At 37.0% G+C, this 17665-nt stretch carries 10 protein-coding genes, 13 tRNA genes and 2 rRNA genes; 24 read left to right on the forward strand and 1 reads right to left on the reverse strand.

Annotated features, from left to right (window positions below; translation table 11 throughout):
• The 15 genes from KQI58_RS16905 to KQI58_RS16975 form a co-directional block, all read left to right on the forward strand.
• Nucleotides 1–99, forward strand: a 23S ribosomal RNA gene (locus KQI58_RS16905); the annotation flags it as partial.
• Nucleotides 100–172: 73 nt separating this feature from the next.
• Nucleotides 173–288, forward strand: a 5S ribosomal RNA gene (gene rrf, locus KQI58_RS16910).
• A 7-nt stretch (nt 289–295) separates the two neighbouring features.
• Nucleotides 296–369: transfer RNA gene (locus tag KQI58_RS16915), tRNA-Asn, on the forward strand.
• A gap of 51 nt (nt 370–420) precedes the next feature.
• Nucleotides 421–509, forward strand: a tRNA-Ser gene (locus KQI58_RS16920).
• A 16-nt stretch (nt 510–525) separates the two neighbouring features.
• Nucleotides 526–597 (forward strand) — tRNA-Glu (locus KQI58_RS16925).
• A 15-nt stretch (nt 598–612) separates the two neighbouring features.
• A tRNA-Val gene (locus KQI58_RS16930) sits at nt 613–685 on the forward strand.
• Nucleotides 686–688: 3 nt separating this feature from the next.
• Nucleotides 689–764 (forward strand) — tRNA-Asp (locus KQI58_RS16935).
• Nucleotides 765–795: 31 nt separating this feature from the next.
• Nucleotides 796–871, forward strand: a tRNA-Phe gene (locus KQI58_RS16940).
• Nucleotide 872: 1 nt separating this feature from the next.
• Nucleotides 873–953, forward strand: a tRNA-Tyr gene (locus KQI58_RS16945).
• Between the two features lie 8 nt (nt 954–961).
• Nucleotides 962–1032 (forward strand) — tRNA-Trp (locus KQI58_RS16950).
• A 16-nt stretch (nt 1033–1048) separates the two neighbouring features.
• Nucleotides 1049–1121, forward strand: a tRNA-His gene (locus KQI58_RS16955).
• An 11-nt stretch (nt 1122–1132) separates the two neighbouring features.
• Nucleotides 1133–1204 (forward strand) — tRNA-Gln (locus KQI58_RS16960).
• Nucleotides 1205–1274: 70 nt separating this feature from the next.
• Nucleotides 1275–1345: transfer RNA gene (locus tag KQI58_RS16965), tRNA-Cys, on the forward strand.
• A 24-nt stretch (nt 1346–1369) separates the two neighbouring features.
• A tRNA-Leu gene (locus KQI58_RS16970) sits at nt 1370–1453 on the forward strand.
• A gap of 61 nt (nt 1454–1514) precedes the next feature.
• Nucleotides 1515–1587, forward strand: a tRNA-His gene (locus tag KQI58_RS16975).
• A gap of 177 nt (nt 1588–1764) precedes the next feature.
• On the opposite strand, the gene KQI58_RS16980 is transcribed toward KQI58_RS16975, so the two are convergent.
• Nucleotides 1765–2883 carry a tyrosine-type recombinase/integrase gene (locus KQI58_RS16980; protein WP_216410195.1) on the reverse strand — a complete coding sequence of 373 codons (1119 nt, stop codon included), beginning with the start codon at nt 2881–2883 and terminating at the stop codon, nt 1765–1767.
• Between the two features lie 266 nt (nt 2884–3149).
• Between KQI58_RS16980 and KQI58_RS16985 the strand changes: the two genes are divergently transcribed.
• The 9 genes from KQI58_RS16985 to KQI58_RS17025 all read left to right on the forward strand — a co-directional run bounded on the left by KQI58_RS16985 (nt 3150) and on the right by KQI58_RS17025 (nt 17657).
• The gene (locus KQI58_RS16985) at nt 3150–4757 is read left to right on the forward strand and encodes an AAA family ATPase (RefSeq protein WP_216410196.1); all 1608 of its coding nucleotides are present in this window, start codon (nt 3150–3152) and stop codon (nt 4755–4757) included.
• Nucleotides 4758–5723 (forward strand): HNH endonuclease, encoded by a 966-nt coding sequence (locus KQI58_RS16990; protein ID WP_216410197.1) that lies wholly within the window; start codon nt 4758–4760, stop codon nt 5721–5723. It abuts the gene before it with no gap.
• Between the two features lie 502 nt (nt 5724–6225).
• On the forward strand, nt 6226–10107 hold the full coding sequence (locus KQI58_RS16995; RefSeq protein WP_216410198.1) for a SpaA isopeptide-forming pilin-related protein: 3882 nt from the start codon (nt 6226–6228) through the stop codon (nt 10105–10107).
• A 197-nt stretch (nt 10108–10304) separates the two neighbouring features.
• A complete protein-coding gene (locus tag KQI58_RS17000) occupies nt 10305–10514 on the forward strand; it encodes a hypothetical protein (protein ID WP_216410199.1) in 210 nt (69 codons plus the stop codon).
• A complete protein-coding gene (locus tag KQI58_RS17005) occupies nt 10515–10865 on the forward strand; it encodes a hypothetical protein (RefSeq protein WP_253296006.1) in 351 nt (116 codons plus the stop codon).
• 22 nt (nt 10866–10887) lie between these two features.
• The gene (locus KQI58_RS17010) at nt 10888–11895 is read left to right on the forward strand and encodes a hypothetical protein (RefSeq protein WP_216410200.1); all 1008 of its coding nucleotides are present in this window, start codon (nt 10888–10890) and stop codon (nt 11893–11895) included.
• 21 nt (nt 11896–11916) lie between these two features.
• A complete protein-coding gene (locus tag KQI58_RS17015) occupies nt 11917–12798 on the forward strand; it encodes a hypothetical protein (RefSeq protein WP_216410201.1) in 882 nt (293 codons plus the stop codon).
• Entirely contained in the window at nt 12799–15618 is a 2820-nt protein-coding gene (locus KQI58_RS17020; protein ID WP_216410202.1) for a type IV secretory system conjugative DNA transfer family protein, read from the forward strand.
• A complete protein-coding gene (locus tag KQI58_RS17025) occupies nt 15615–17657 on the forward strand; it encodes a pLS20_p028 family conjugation system transmembrane protein (protein WP_216410203.1) in 2043 nt (680 codons plus the stop codon). Before KQI58_RS17020 ends, KQI58_RS17025 begins: the two co-directional genes overlap by 4 nt.
• Nucleotides 17658–17665: the final 8 nt, after the last annotated feature.

Raw genomic sequence — 17665 nt, forward strand, 5'->3', positions numbered from 1 at the left:
AAGTAAGATCCCTGAGAGATGATCAGGTAGATAGGTCAGGAGTGGAAGTGCAGTGATGTACGGAGCGGACTGATACTAATCGATCGAGGACTTAACCAAAAATTGATTCACGGTTGTTAGAATGTTTCTGATCCAGTTTTGAGTGAACGATGTTTACTCAATTGAATACCAGTGTGGTGGCGATAGCGAGAAGGATACACCTGTTCCCATGTCGAACACAGAAGTTAAGCTTCTTAGCGCCGATTGTAGTGAGGGGTTGCCCCTTGTGAGATTAGGACGTCGCCGCGCGGTTTATTCCGGCATAGCTCAGTTGGTAGTAGCGCATGACTGTTAATCATGATGTCGTAGGTTCGAGTCCTACTGCCGGAGTTTCTCGAAAGAGAATAAACATAGAGTATTGGGCCTTTGTGCTCCTATCTTGGAGAGTTGTCCGAGTGGCCGAAGGAGCATGATTGGAAATCATGTAGGCGGGTATTCCTGTCTCAAGGGTTCGAATCCCTTACTCTCCGTAGTAACATTTATACTGGCCCGTTGGTCAAGCGGTTAAGACACCGCCCTTTCACGGCGGTAACACGGGTTCGAGTCCCGTACGGGTCATTTAATTAAAGATATGGGGGTTTAGCTCAGCTGGGAGAGCATCTGCCTTACAAGCAGAGGGTCAGCGGTTCGAACCCGTTAACCCCCATTCGGTTCCGTGGTGTAGGGGTTAACATGCCTGCCTGTCACGCAGGAGATCGCGGGTTCAAATCCCGTCGGGACCGCCATTTTAATTAAAAACTTTAAACTATTATATATGGCGCGGTAGCTCAGTTGGTAGAGCAACGGATTGAAGCTCCGTGTGTCGGCAGTTCGATTCTGTCCCGCGCCACCATGGAGGAGTAGCGAAGTGGCTAAACGCGACGGACTGTAAATCCGTTCCTTAGGGTTCAGTGGTTCGAATCCACTCTCCTCCATTTGTTTCAGGGGCATAGTTTAAAGGTAGAACAGCGGTCTCCAAAACCGTTAGTGTGGGTTCAATTCCTGCTGCCCCTGTTCTTTTATTGATATGGCGATCGTGGCGAAGTGGTTAACGCACCGGATTGTGGCTCCGGCACTCGTGGGTTCGATTCCCATCGTTCGCCCTTGTAATTATTGGGGTATAGCCAAGCGGTAAGGCAAGGGACTTTGACTCCCTCATGCGTTGGTTCGAATCCAGCTACCCCAGTTTTCTTAGAAAAGTTTTCAGGAAACTCTCTTGAAAAATGCTTGTTCTAAGGAGAAAACAATAGTATAATGGCGGTATAGCCAAGTGGTAAGGCAGAGGTCTGCAAAACCTTCATCACCGGTTCAAATCCGGTTACCGCCTTAGTACTAGAATATTTATTGACATGCCGGCGTGGCGGAATTGGCAGACGCGCTGGACTCAAAATCCAGTGCCCTCACGGGCGTGCCGGTTCGACCCCGGCCGCCGGTATAAAGAGCTAAGATGACGTTATTTCATCTTAGTTTTTTATTTGAAACTAAATAGCACCATGGCGATCGTGGCGAAGTGGTTAACGCACCGGATTGTGGCTCCGGCACTCGTGGGTTCGATTCCCATCGTTCGCCCTACGAAAACACAGCTTTGTAAGTTGTGTTTTTTTATTGCGCTTTTTTTTATCGTTTTTTCGGGTATACCAATGAACGATTTTGAACGATTTTTAAACTGGGTATGCCACAAATATGCCATTTTTCCGCGTTTTTTTTCTTGTATCACCAAATAAATAACAAGTATTGGATTTGAAACTAGTAGAGGTTGTCTAAACGGTCCGCCGTTTCTAGCTGCTTACTAGGGTATAAGTGGCCGTAAAGATCGTAAATCGTATTGATCGAAGCATGACCGATTCGCTCTTTAATCACATATGGGTCTTCGTTATTATTAATCAGCAAAGCTACGTGTGAATGACGAAAATCATGAATCCGAATTTTATCAATTGAAGGATTTCTCCGCAAAATAACCTCATACTTCTTGCGCACATTATCCTTAGAAAGAAGTCTCACTTTATGTTGGAACACTTGAATCTTGTCTATATCATCAATCTTTGTATCTTTGCTTAAGAGGGTGTATTGCGCTTCTTTCCAGTTTTTAAGATCTTCCATTAGTTTTCTATTCACGCTTACTCTTCGACGTCCAGCCGCTGTTTTTGGCGGGTTGTAGAGTTGTTTACCCTTAATATTGACCAAGGTCTTATTAATATCAATTTCTGATCGGTAGAAGTCGATATCTCCCCAAGTTAAGCCCAGCAATTCTCCTGAACGCATTCCTGTGAAAAAAGCGACGGTAAAGAATAAAAGAAAATTTTCTTCATCCGATTCAAAGATCTTTTTGAATTCCATGAATTGTTCAACGGTCCAGAATTTCATCTTCCTTTTCTCGAAATCTAACTTCTTCAGATGAGTACAAGGATTATCGTTCATATATTTCTTTTGTACAGCCATATCAAGAATCTTCTTTAAAAGAATCATTTGTTTATTGATCGTATTGTTCGATAATTCTTTCTCTAGTAAATGATTACGAAAGTCATTAATATGCTCGTAGGTCAATCGAACGACAATCGAATTCTTGAAATAGGGTTCGATATGACGAAGGTAATTGTACTCTTGAGTCTGAACGTAGCTTTCTTTTCTTTTATTTCTAACATCCTCTTTTTTCATGAGGTCGTAAAGAGAATCGATTCGAACCAGATCATGGTTCACCTCATCATTTTGAATGACGATAAGAATTTTTTGTTCCTCGCTTTTCGCTTCCTTTTTTGTCGCAAACCCCTTTCTGACAATCCGTTTTCTTTTCCCTGTTATCACATTAAAGCCAACGGAAATATCTAGTATCCAAGTTTTGTTATCCTTTGCTTTTCTTACTGTCATGTTGATCATCCTTTCAACTTAGGATTTCAACACGTTTAGAGCATTCGAATTTGAAAGAGATGGGCTCTCTTTGTAATAATCATACTAGCAAGAACATGAAAAGTATAGTCTAGAATAAATTACGATGATAAATATTATTTTGTACTAATCCTAGAATGAATCATTGCAAAATATCCGAGATCAATGAAGGGGTGGATAATCTGTGTTTTTATTGTTAGCTCTTTATAGTACACTATTAGAAAATGCTTTTATAAAAGGAGTTTTAAATGATTAAGTTTTATTTCGGGATCAATTATATAAACCCAAATGATAGTATTGCCATTTATCTCAAAAAAGATAATTGGAACGATTATGGGTATGTAACAATGTTTGATGCATATATCTATTACGAAGGCAAATTAGAGCCTCTAGGGCGGGTTCACATTTCTACTCCGAATTACTATTATGAGAATCCCTATACAGCGAATGAAATTAATTTTGCAGAAAAAGCTGAAGAAGGAAATCTTGTTGATTTAGATATTCTAAATACTGAACATCAAAATAGTCTTATTTCGCTTGGAACGATTGAATACTATTCGAATTTACAAAAGTATCCCAAAACAGTTCGGGATCAGATTTTTCTAAGATTGAATGATATTGCTTTTGACATCCATTTATATGAAAAGTACAAAGACCGACCCGTTGTAATAAATTCTTTTTTCAGAGATGTTAAGTCGAGTTCATATATTGAAAGATATCACCGATTAGCATTGAATGAAACGGCTTACAAGTTTGGAATACAGATAATGAAAAAGAATCATCCAAACTTTAGATTAAAAGTAGAAGTTGATGGTGAAAGCACACTACCCTCAAATATTCACGCTTTTATTGGTAACAACGGTTCGGGAAAGACATATCATCTATCAAAAATCGCTGAAATAGCATCAAATTATCTCAGCCCACAGTACAATGCTATAAATAAGGAACAATTGAAGTACGATCATGACGGGAATACTTTTTGCGAAATAATTGGACAATCAGATAAAGTGGAGGAGTATCTTGATCAACCACTAGATGAGATCATCTATATTTCTTACAGCCCCTTTGATGATAACGAAAAAATTTGTACCAACCAGTATGTCAAATTTCTTGGTTCAAACGCTGCATTTAAGTCTTCAATGTCAATGAATGAGTATTTAAAAAAACAGCTCTCACAAGTTTTAGGTGAAAAACAAAATCAGAAACTTGATAGCAATCTGATAAATCCAATATCGAACAGTAAAGAACAGATGAGTTTATGGAACAAGATAGTTAGTGATCTTGCATTTGATCCAGAAATTAGAAAAATTCTTCCACAGCTACTTTTCAAAATTAATGAAGATGAGCTTGGAGTAACTTATATTTCTAAATCTACTATTGAATCACTTAGTTCAGGTCAGCAAATAATTTTACAAACTTTTGCTTTTGTTATCAACAAAGCTGTTGAGCGATCACTAATCATGATTGATGAGCCTGAAATTTTTCTTCACCCACCGCTGATTACAGCATATATTAGAGGATTATCATTCATTTTAAAAGAAACGAATAGCTTATGCCTTTTGGCAACTCATTCACCATTCGTTGTACAAGAAGTACCAAAAGATTGTGTTCACATTTTTAGAGATGGGGGAGTTTTCCATCCTCTTATTGAAACTTTTGGTGAGAGTGTTTCAGTTATTAATGATTATATATTTGGAACAGCAATGAAAATGACAGGTTTTTACTCTTATTTGTCTGACATATCCAATAACGATTGGAAAATTGCGGAGAAGCTAATTTCAGATAGAAAAGTAGGCCTAGAGGGTTTGGCTATTCTAAGGTCATTTGAACTATATCATGAAAAAGAGGATGAGTAGATGAATCGACTTCATTATGATGAAGAAACACAATCAGTGACGAATGTGATTAACTCTCTGATTAATGGTTATCAAAGAAATTGTAAGGGAAAAAGAGAACTGGAAAGCCATAAAAAAGAGTTAATGGATGAACTCCAATTCGATGAAAATCTTTATATTTTACACGCTATTCGAAAGAGCCTTCACTTAATTACCTATAAGAACGTCTTAGCAAATCCGAGCATTGACATTACTATTTTGGAAACATATAGAGGACGAATAGACCCCGAAAAGTTTTTCCCAGAATTTGTCACTCCCACTCAAATATGTTGCTATTGTGGGATAAAAAGCAGGATCACTCAAGAACATGTTCTAAAGAAAGAATCCTACTTTCAATATGCTATTTCTCCATGTAATATTGTGCCTGCTTGCGCGGATTGTAATAACGATAAAGGAGTTTGGTCAATAGATGGTGACCAAACAAGAACCCCTTTTCATCCTTACTTTGAGAACTACGATTTTCGTCCGTACTTGGAGTGTAATATTCTCTACGAAAAAAGTTTTAAATGTTATCTGTTGAAGGAGCGTGATTGCTTTACGTTGGAGATAGATATAAATCAAAATCTTAAAAATCAACCTCAGTTTTCCGAATTTGAGAGATACAGTAATAATTTTAAGATGTTTAAGCTGAAGAAAATTTATTCGATTTATGCAAATGCTGTTATTTCAGAGTTTGCTGCAGAACTAAAAAGTGTAGCTGATAGTGAAAATATTATTTTGGAAAATAATAAAAACTACATTTTGAAAGTTCTTGAAGATTGGATAGAGCAAAGGAAACAGAGTGATCACAGATATTCATTTATGACCGAAAAGTTTGCTGAAAAGCTAGCACTCGAAAAGTTAATGGAATTTCTCATTTCGAAAACTTTATCTTACAATACGGATTTTTTTATAGAGTGTATAAAAAATAGTTCACCTATAATTTAGTCATTTCATTTGGAATAGTTAAAATGTGATTTAGTATGAGTAATATCTTCACTAAGCAGAACACCATAAAAAAGTGTCTACTTAGTGTTTTTTTGTTTCAAAAATGTGTCTTTTTCAAAGAATAACTTGTTCCTAATTACTAGAAGCAGTTGTTCTTTGAAAACTAAATATTTTTTTATCGGTAACGTTTTTCTTGTGGAGAGCTGTCTTTCAATAAGCGCCATGTGCGAAATACTTATTAGGAGAATTGGGACTAGTCATCTTAATGCCATGATCTGCAAGAATGATAATGATACTTCTGTGAAGCTCGTCATAAAAAGGGGAGAGGTGAAAATCCTATGATGCTGAGGACTAAGGCAGCCGATAAAAAGTCTAAATACGTTTTATAAAGGATAGTTATCATTTTTTATATGAGTGAGGTGAAAAACTTAGAAATTCAAAATAGAGGTCCACCTTTAAATAAAAGATTCGAAAAATAAAACGAATGGAGAAGAAAATATAAATGAATATCAAAGTGCGAGGCGCAGCTACAATGTTTAGTCTAATGACCATTGTAGTTGCTTTTTTTGTTGGACCAATTATTAGTTTAGCTGCAACCGTAACTAATGATCCTGTTGCAGATTATTCATCCTCCTGGAAACTAAACCGTTTCGGAGGAAAGGATTGGACAGACAGTCAAGTGTGGATGAAAAAGGCAGATGGTGTTACTGCATTCTGTATTGAGCATGGTGTTGATTTATGGGGAGGTTCTGATTTCACTCCTTCCGAATTGACTATTGCTGAAAAAGATCGATTATCTTTGATCTCTTATTATGGTTATCAGCTTGATCCGACAGTATTAAACTATGCAGTCACTCAAAATATTGTGTGGGAAGAATTAGGGGACTCGTTACTCTCTACGACGATCCCTAATTACGCAGCACACAAGAATCAAATTCTATCAAAAGTTAACAAGCATAATGCTAAACCATCTTTCAATGGACAATCAGTTGAAATAAATGTAGGAGACTCCATCACTCTAACTGATAGTGCAGGTGTGTTGAATAACTATCAGCACCTAGTTGAAAATTCCGCTAACCTAAAAGTCGAGAAGAATGGAAACACATTGAAATTGACTGCTCAAAGTAGTTCCAAGAAAATAGGAAAAATTCAATACAATATTGCTGGAAATGAGCATATCGGTCAAAGTTTCGTTTATCAAAGTGCTGGTCAACAAAAGGTTGCTACATTCAAACTATCAAGTGGTGGTTCATTCGCCCTTAACATTAAAGTAAATCTGGATGGGAATATTCGAGCAAAAAAAATAGATCAGGATACCGGTGCTGCTTTGCCCAATGCTAAGCTAAAATTTGAATATGCCGGTCAATCAAAAGAAATAACAACGAATAGCAGTGGTTTGGCACAAATAAATGATATTCCAGCAGGAACCAAAGTTAAGGTAAGTGAGGTCACTGCACCGAATGGGTATGTCAATAAAGGAGAAACAAAAGAAGTAACGATTAAGCCAAATGAAACCATTGAAGTCGTTCTGAATAATAAAGAACAGTTAGGTCAAGTTAATCTTATTAAAGTTGGGCGCGAATATGGTTCATCGATGTTTAACCAATATTACAAATTGAACGGTGCTGTTTATGGTGTGTATACAAAAGACGGAAAAAAAGTTGGGAGTATGACCACCGACTCTTCCGGCAAAGCTCAATTAGGTAAACTTAAATTAGGTTCCTATTATGCAATAGAAGAAAAGGCTCCAGAAGGATATTTACTAAATACCACAAAGTTGTCGTTTGAACTAAAGTACGCTGGTCAATCAGTCGATATTTCGTATACCGATGTTAAAACAACTGACCAAGAACAAAAAGGATCAGCTATTCTTAAAAAGGAAGACGAAAAAAATGGTGAGAAGGCACAAGGAGCAGCAACTTTGAATGGAGCTGTTTATGAACTTTATCGTTCATCAAACAATAATTTAGTTGATACTGTTACCACAAAAAATGGAGAGGCAAAATCTGACAATCTTCCATTAGATGATTATTATTGGTTGGAAAAAACTCCACCCGAGGGATATCAGTTGGATCGAACGAAATTACCATTCAAGATAGCTTACGCTGGTCAAACAGTAGAAGTCTCTACCCAGCGAACGATCGCAAAGGAAAAAGTAATCACCGGTGGTTTTGATTTAATCAAATTTGGAAATTATGATTGGAAATCCGACGAAAAAGGAAAGATAAAGCCGTTAGAAAATGTTGAGTTTTCTGTGACAAGCGACACTACTAGTAAGGTTGTGGCAACAGGGAAGACAGATATTGAAGGTTATTTAAAATTTACTGAATTACCATATGACACGTATACAGTCAGAGAAATCAAAACACCTGAAGGGTACGAGACGATCCAACCATTTAAAGTTTCTGTCAAAACACAAAATGAAACGCATCATTACGCTCTTGAGAACAAGGTAATCGAAGAAAAATTGAAAGTCATTAAAGTGGACGAGGAGACAGGCAAAGCAATTTCTCGAGCGAAAGCTGGCTTTAAAATCAAAAATAAGCAAACAAATAAATTTGTGGAGATGCCCAACCTAAATGAAGAAGGTATAACCGATACGTTCTTTACCAACGATAAAGGATTTTTGATTTTATCAGAAATGCTATCATATGGAAATTATGAGTTGGTTGAGGTTAAGGCACCTGAAGGATATATTCTAGCAAAAGATCCTATGCCGTTTAAGGTTGACGGGTCACACAATGGGTTGATTGAGATAAAATTCAAAGATAAATCTCAAATGGGTGCAGCATTTTTAACTAAGCATGTCAAAACACCAATTGGTATTGAGAGAGAAGAAACCAAGTTTGGTGAACTTTATCAATTTGTCTATGACGACAAAGTTATTGGAGATGTGACGTTTGATATTGTTGCTGCTGAAGATATTACAACCAACGATGAAACCATTCGAGCGGAAAAAGGTGAAGTTGTCGCCACAATGACTACAGACGAAAAAGGGGAGTTTTTAACGCCGTTTCTATACTTAGGAAAATATGAAGCCATTGAAAAATCAGCACCTAGTGGTGTGGTAATAGATCCGACCCCAATCCCCTTTGAATTAAAATATACTGGTCAGCAAGTTGAACTGTCCTCAATTTCTCTTTCTGTCCAAAATGAATTCCAGTCATTAATGATCAAATTACAAAAGAATCAAGAAAAAATTGATTCTTGGGAAAATAGTATGCCTAAAGTTATTGAGGAACAGGGATCAGTTCAAACATTCGGCATTTTCACTCGTGACGAGCAATCGTTAAGTGATACTACTTCTATTCCAGAAAATTCATTGGTTGGTTTTACTGAGGTCAAGAATGGGGTAGCTACGTTTGAACTTCAATTACCAGAGGGTAACTACTATGTGAAAGAATTAGATGCTGGCGATGCACATGTTCTTGATGAGACAGAATACGATTTTAATTTTACAGCAAAAGATAATCAGACTGTCCAAGAAATTGAGATTTGGAAGGACCGTGTGCTTTATGGAAAGAAACAAATCGGTACAAAAACCACTCGAAATCCAATCGTCAACAAGCTTCACTTAAACGAGTTCCAATTCAAGAAAATCAATGAGAAAGCAACATTGGTTGAAAAAGAAGGCTTTAAGTTTGAGCATAGCGACAATGCCAAAGGTGCTGTATTCACTTTAGAAGATGAAAATCGTCAAGTGATCCAAACGATCACAATTGACGAAGAATCGATCGGTACGGTAAAAAATCTTCCTGTTGGTACCTTCTATTTGAAAGAGAAGAAAACATCCAGCGATCTATTTATTCTTTCAAAGCAAGTGATTAAGATTGTTTCAACTAAAGAGGGAGTCAAAGCTTTCGATGAGAAAGAGCAGGAATTGACTCATGACCTTAAGAAACCTGAGATTTTATTTGAAGTAAAAAATGATCTGATCAAAGGGATTTTTGAGTTGACCAAAAAGGACGTTTCTACCGGTGAACTTTTACCTGACACAGGCATTCAAATTTTGGATGAAGCTGAAAAAGTGATTATTGAGGGTAAGACAGATGACAAGGGTATTCTCACCTTTGAAAATCTACCCAAAGGAAAATACTATTTCAAGGAATTTGATGCGCCAAAAGGATACTTGATAGACGAATCTCTTCACGAGTTTGAAATCAGAGAACATGGAGAAATCGTCAAATGTGAAATGACCAATAAGAAGGAGGAAATACCTAAAGTGCAAATAGAAAGTAGCAAAGAAACACCTCAACAAACTCGATCGAACTCCTTGCCTCAAACGGGTGAGAATCAATCAATCGGGCTAATACTTATAGGAGTTTGTGCTGTTGCTGGTGTTGTTTCATTATACTGGTTTAAGAAAATTCGAAAAACTGATTAATACAGAATATTATCATAAAAATCAAATGAATATATCTTTAGAAGTCATCGTTTTGATGGCTTCTTTTTTTGAAAGGAAGGAAAAAAATGGGTTCAGAAATTATCATTGGTATTGTTGTGATTGGCTTTATGCTGGGAATGTGCGCCTTTATGGGAGTGAAAATTTACCAACAAAAGAGGAAATAGGAGGCTATTCAATTGGGAAAAATCAGTAAAAAGGATCGTGATGCCGCAAAGCGGAAAGCACTTTTGATTATGCGAATACTTGGTAAAGATTATGAAGATCATTTATATGAGACTCATATTCAAATCATCACAGATAGCGAAGAACTAATTAATAAAGCGCTTGAAAAGGAAGCACTTCGCAAAGAAAACGAGACTAAACGAAACAATGGAGGAAAAGCATAAATGAATTGGATGATTAAAAGAAAGTATCGAATAATTTCTTGGCAACGTGTCGCTTTGTGTGCCGCTGCTATTGTAGTTGTGTTAGTAGTTTCTACAGTGGGAGGAACTCATGTCTACGCCGATATTCAATCTTCAGCTAAGTTAGCTGAAACTGGTACAGAACAATTGGTAAAGATTATCGGGAACTCAGCCCTGTTCATTTGTATCTGTCTATTTGGGATTACACAGTTTTTTGGTGTAGAATTGGGTCGCTGGGGGAAACGGTTGATTTTCAGTGCCATTCTAGGTTCAGCAGTCATCTTGAATGCAACATTTTTACGAGATTTGATTTGGGGAAATGTTGGCGGATAAAGAAAAGAAGGAGGACCAATAAGTGATAACTGTTGAAATAACTTCCTCGAACATGGTATTTTTTGAGAAATTTGAATTGGCTGATCGCATTACTTATCAAGACTTCCATGAAATAAGTTCAGATTTAGAGGATGGCGAATTTTTAAAGTTTACTTTATACGATAGTGATGAACCATTCTATCAAGGTACATTTGAGAAAGAGACTACGAATCAGACCGTGACAGATGATATTTTTTCTGTATTAGAAAGTTATCAAAAACAGAAAAAGATCAGCCGAAAACAAAAGAAAGAATTTCAAAAGAAGATTAAACAAGCGATCAAAGCAGGTTCGGAAACAAAATCAATTGACGAAGAGAATGCTCCCGACATTCAAGAACTAAAAAGTAAAAAGAAGCAAAAACAATCTATTCCTATTCTTTATAAAACAATTATTCTCTTCATAGGAGGAATTACTCTATTATCAATTGCTATTGCTCTTTATTCCTTTCTTGAAAAGAGTCCAAGCATTCGAACAAGTGGTGAATCCTATGAACAACTGCTTAGTAATAAGCAATATATTTTAGCCGCAGAGAAATATCCGAAAAAAAAAGATGCAACCGCAGATTATCTGATGGAAGAAGTGATTCAATCGAAAGAGCCAATCTATCAATTGGAAAACTATTATCAGACTGTTTCATCACGTTACAAGGTTTTAGATATTTTTCTCCTAAATGAAGACTATTCATCTGCGATTGCTGAGTATGAAAAAGAAGGATTTTCTTTAGATCAAAAAGATTTGATGCGTGGAACTTTGCTAGGCCGCGCATACCTGAAAATAGATCAAGTAGAAAAAGCTGAAAAAATCAGTGGAGAAATCAATAGTCCTGAACTCGAAAAATATATTGCTCGTTACAAACAATATCAATTGCAAATACAAGAACTTTCAAAAGAAATAGAAACTCTAGAAAAAGATCCGCTAGAAAACAAAGATAAAATCTTTGATAAGATTGATGCGCTTTATGATACAAAACTAGAAATGAAAAAAAAGTAGTGGGAAGAGGTGGAATCATATTTGAGAGCCTCTTATTTTTGTGTTGGCGCAAGTGGTATCAGTGTTTTATTATTAGCGTTCTCTCTTTTTATAAACGTTAATTCACTCAATAATTTCGAAATGAGTTCTGCGGGGTCTCAGTATTTATACTATATTCCTTCAACAGAACAGACAACAAAGGAATTTTTTAAACCACAAGTGCTGTCAGAAGATGAAATAGAAAAAAATGACAAGCAACGAGCAATCGAAAAATCATCCTTCTCACAACTCTTAATGGAAATGGATAAAAATCAATCAAAAAATGTATCATCAACTAATCAGTCATCATTTCGTTCTGAAGTATCTGAACCAAATGAAGAGATTCAAGAGGAAGTTGCTATGGTAGAAGAAATAATCAATGATTCACTTGTTTCAGATGAAAAAAATGAGCAAATTAGCAGTGTCGGCCAAGGAAATGCACCGCAAGCTGTCGATACAACGATTTTACAGCTACTCATTCCGATTGGTAAAAAATTTGAAGCCTGGCTACATACTTCTGAAAGTATACAGCAGCTAGAAAGTGAGCTGAAAAATTCTAAGACACTACTGGATGATTCAACAGCAACACAACAAATGGTAAACACCCAGATTCTTTCTTTATTGGATTCGATGAAAAAAGTAGAAAGGAAGTCTGATATAGAATTGTCGAAATTAGCATTATTTCATGTGATCGAAGAGATGAGATCTATCGATAAAAAAGAATATTCATCAATTATTTTTGAAGAATTTTCTCAAGTTTTAAAGACTATCCAGCAAGTGTACAAGAATCCCCAAGCGAGTATCAACGAGGTGAAAGCCGCCATTCGACAAGGGGAGGACGCACTTGAAGAAATAAAAGGATCGAAAGAGGGAGGGATAAAGTAAATGCCATTTACATGGCAACCAAAATCTGAAAAAAATAAACGAAAAAACTATCAGCAAGCTTATCAATCACCTTTGAGATATTTAGGACAAACTAAGGTATTAGTAGGGGTTCTACTGGGCTGTTTTGTTTTATTTCTTTGTTTATGCAATTACCTCATTACTTTTTTCTCTCTTGTAAAAGAGAGCGGACTACGTTTCGATTCGAGAATGTTTTCGATCGGGCTACACGATCTTTTCAATTTTTCGTTAATACTAAAAGTGCCAGAAATATATCTGGTGCTTTTTTTCATCTATGGACTGTTTGCATTCTATATGAGCTATCGAATAAAAACTAGTTTTGCTCCGTTAGAAGATAAGTTGGTTCAAGGGACATTAGAGTGGGAGTCTGCAACAAATTTAGTCAATCAGTATTTTGCTGTCCCTGTTCATCCACTATGCGAGGGCCAGGACTACTATGAAGGAAAACCGGGATTTCCAATCAGCAGAGTTCCTTTCAATGCAGAAAAAGTAAGAGAACAAGATCCTGTTCATCAAAAGGCAAATGACAAAGCTCCTCAATCTTTTGAACTAAAGAATGATCAGACAGAAAAAATAAAGCTCACCCAGGACGATTTATCAAATCAATCCTTGGAAAAACTGATGAAAGAAGCACGGGAAAGAAAAAAACCTGCTAAAATCAATGGAAAAACAGCAATCAAGCTCTTTGAAGAACTTCATATACCTGAAACAAAACCGAGAAAGTTCTACTATTTGATCGGACAGGAGCCATCTAACTCAATTGTTTTAGCACTCACTCGTGGAGGGAAGGATGTTTATTTCATTAATCCCTTCATTGATATTTTGTCACGAGCAGAAAGGATCGAAGATCGTCCGTCATTTATTATGACAGCCACAAAAGGGGACGAGCCCCGCATGTGGTATGACACCCTAAGGCAACGGGGGTATTTGGTTCGTATCTGTAATACAGTTCGTCAATACTATTCCGATCCCTATAATCCGTTGTCGGTCGTTTTCAATTACTACAAAAAGTTTATCAATCTAAAAGAAGTCAATCGACACGAAAGTACACGTTTTTTGACCGAAGCAGAAAACGAACTGAAACGGAGTGCGTTTACCTTTTTTCAGTCGGGTTCTTCCAAGAGTAGTAGTAACGGTGAATTTTGGGTAAAAGCCTGTCGTAATCTGTTCATGTCCACAGGATTAGCGATTGCTGATCAAGCAGTTCATAACAATGAGCCAGTGAAGTTCAATCCCTATGCGATTTACAACATTGTCAATGAAATGCAAAGTATTCGTATTAGCGAAAATAATCCAGATTATATCTATTCCTTAACTGATGATCCGATTGAACGGAGAAAGTTACTCAAGAAATACGATGGAAAATCAGCGTTAGACGTTTTCTTCTTAGAATTACCAAGAAGTCATCCGGCAAAAAAATATTATTATGCGATTCTTGCCAGTGCCCCAGCAGAAGTAACGATGGGGAATGTGATTACACATTTTGATGGTGATATGGAAATGTTCTTGAATGAAGCAAATGCGAAAATGTCTGCGACAGATGATGGGTTTGATTTTGAGACAATAGGTTTTGGTGATCGTCCAGTTGCTTGTTTTATCGTGATGAGTCAGACAGAAAAAAGTAATAATGCTTTGGGAATGCTCTATTTAGAACAAGCTTACCAAGTAAATGAGAAGCGTTGTACGTTGGAAACACCGTCTCGCACTCAACGAGACGTCCATTTTATTATTCAAGAAGCGGGTAATCTTGGAGTAGCGATTCAAAACTTAACCAATAAATGGACTTCTGGACTTGGACAAGGATTCTTCTTCCACTTGGTATTACAAGATCTGGAACAGCTTACGGAATTATATTCTGAGGCAGTGAAGAAAACAATTGTGGGGAATACAGGGAATCTAATCTATATTCGATCGGGATCGTTAGAAACCAATAAGTATATTTCCGAACGCTTAGGAAAAAGAACCAATTATTCGAAAGACCGAAGCCGACAGGACCCATTGAGCTTGAAAGTTTCCGAAAGAGAAACCTCCGAGCGAATCGAGTTGCTGAATCCTTCTGAGTTGGAACGTTTAAGAAAATCTGAAACGATCGTTCTACGACTGTCTCATGTCGATGATTTAGATGGAGAACCGATCTATCAGTACCCAATTTACAATAGTATTGAAACAGATACGAATATGATTCCATTCTATGAATATCGAAAGAATAAAATCCTCTCATGGGATGAAATCCCTGTCAACAATGCGTTTATGGATTTAGAAATGGATGATCTATTGATTACACTACATCGTGTAGAAGAGAAGAAAAAAATAGTTCCTAATTTGGTCATGCACCAAACGACGAACACAAAAGCCTATCAAGAAAAGAAGCAGGATAAACAAAAGATTGTCAAAGAAGTAAAACCTATTCATTCACCAGAAGAATTCTTGAAAGAGGGTGAAAAAGTGACAGAAACAGTGGATTTATTTTCAAATAGTAAAATTCAGGAACAGGCACAAACGATGGACCAAGCAGAGCTATCAAGGAAAGAAACGCTATTTCAAAAGTTGCGGAAAGCTTTCCCACCAGAATGCGAGTCCACTAAGGTAGCGGATTACTTTTCTAAGAAGGAGATTCAACAACTCTATGTCGTGATTCGTATTTCTTATCTAAGAGATCATCAAGTGTTAGATGAATTCAAAGCGATTTGTCAGAATCAAACTATTCATTCACTCTTAAGCTTTATCTCTTCAAATGATAAAAAAAATCTGACAAAAAACATGATTGCCAAAATTGAAAAATTGAAAGGAGGCAAAAAATGACCGAAGAGGAAATTCTCGCCATTTTAATCAAATTTGCGGATTATTTACAAATCGGTGATATATGGGCGAACGGTTTTCGGAAAATTGGAATGCTACTTGTTCGGGGCTTAGTCTATTTCGTCGATTTAGTGAGTGACAATTTTGTAGATGTCCTGTCCGTTTTAAACTTCCGAAACAATGATTCTGTATCCAAGATATTAACAACACTGCAACCAATCCAAAGTATGCTATTAGGATTTGCTATCCTGATCATTGGGTTGGTTCTTTTTTTTGGAAAAAATACCGAAATGCGCAGTGTTCCGCTTAACTCATTTTTAATTATCTGTGCTTTATCTATGCTACCGGGGCTATTAACTGACGGAGTAAGACTGACTGAAGCGATTAGTTCAGAGATGACCGCGAAAAACGAGAGTCTAGGACTGAAGACAGTAAAAAACAATGTTATCGATGTTTATGAATTAGGGGCAGCAGGTTGGACGACAGATAATCCAGAGACGGGAAATCACTTAGAGAATTTAAAATTTTTTGATGAAAATGAGCGAGTTGAAGATGCAAAAGAAGTCGATCCAGATGGTGTTTTAGATTATCGTGCAGTCAATAAAAAAGGCGGTAAAGGGTATGAAATTAAAAAAATGGATGAAGGTGGAAGCGTATTAGATAGTCTCGTGAAGAAGATGGTATCGCCAACCTATTACCGTTGGAAGATCAATTGGATACCGATATTCATTACGCTGATTGCATTGGCTTTAGCAGTTGGGCTCTTCGTCATTCGTGCTGGACGTTTAGGCATTGAAGTGGTGTTTAACTATATCTGGACGAATGTTACAGCTTTTTTCCATATTCGTGATTTACGGAAGTTTAAACAAGCTTTCCAAGAGATTTTTGTTGGTTTGATTGCGATGGCTTCTATGTTTGTTTTGTTCTATTTATACATTGCCTATAACTCCTATATTTCCAATGGAGAACGTAATGTATTGATACAAGCCTTACTTTACGTTGGTGGAGCTTGGTTGCTGTTTGATGGACCCGCGATCATTCAAAAGCAATTAGGAATTGATGCCGGGTTATCTACTGCTGGAGGCGTTTTAACAAGCATGGGTGCTGCGAAAGCAGCAAATCTAGCTATTAACTCAGTTGAGAAAGCATCAAATGCCGGAAGTGGAATTATGGGTATTCTTGCCGGTATTCGTCAAGGGCGAAAAGAGTCAAGTGAGGATCAAGATTCTTCTCAAGAACGGACTGAAGGAAAAGGTATCAATCCTTCAGTGGACAAAGATCCTGCCCAGGATCAAGACAACTCAGATAATAATACCAAACCGAATGAAACATCTGATGATTCAAAAAGCGAAGAAAACGTGGAATCGAAAGAGGAAGACAATTCTTCTGATGATGTAAATGATCACGTAGATGTCAGTGATGAAAATGAATCGGTAGATCCTGATGCTCTAGAAACTGGTTCGGACAGCGGTGAGTCTTCGCCTGAAAACGATGACAATAATTCAGGCATTAACGATCAGATGGAACATTCGTCTGAAGAACAATCCGATAAGCAAACTGAAAATGAGGCTGGCATACAAGAAGCGGTTGATGACCAAGAAGTGCATTCCGAGGAGTCAGACTCATCAAGTATAAACGATTCGATCAAAAAGAATGAGAAACAAGAGGGAATTAACGACAATCTCGCACACTCAAATAAAGAACAGGAAGAATCTCCAAAAGAGTTATCCAACCAGTTGGACTTTGAACAACAAGAGGAAAATCAATCCAAAGAGGATTCCTCAGAAATACCTGAATCACAAACAAGACAAGAGGGTGAAGAGCTCAAGAAACCAGTGAAACCTCAAAATCCATTAGGTGCCTATGCGAAAGAACGCTTATTAACACCAAAATCTGCCAAATACAACAAATCAGCAGCGGGGAACCTTTATGAATCCCATCAAAAGGGGAAAGCATTAGGAAAAGATCTGGTTCAATACACAAGAGACCGAAAAGCATACAAAAAAGATAAAAAGAGTTTTGATGAACTAAAAGAATCTTAGAAGGGAGC

The sequence above is a fragment of the Enterococcus raffinosus genome, from assembly GCF_018917525.1.
Lineage (GTDB): Bacteria > Bacillota > Bacilli > Lactobacillales > Enterococcaceae > Enterococcus_A > Enterococcus_A raffinosus_A.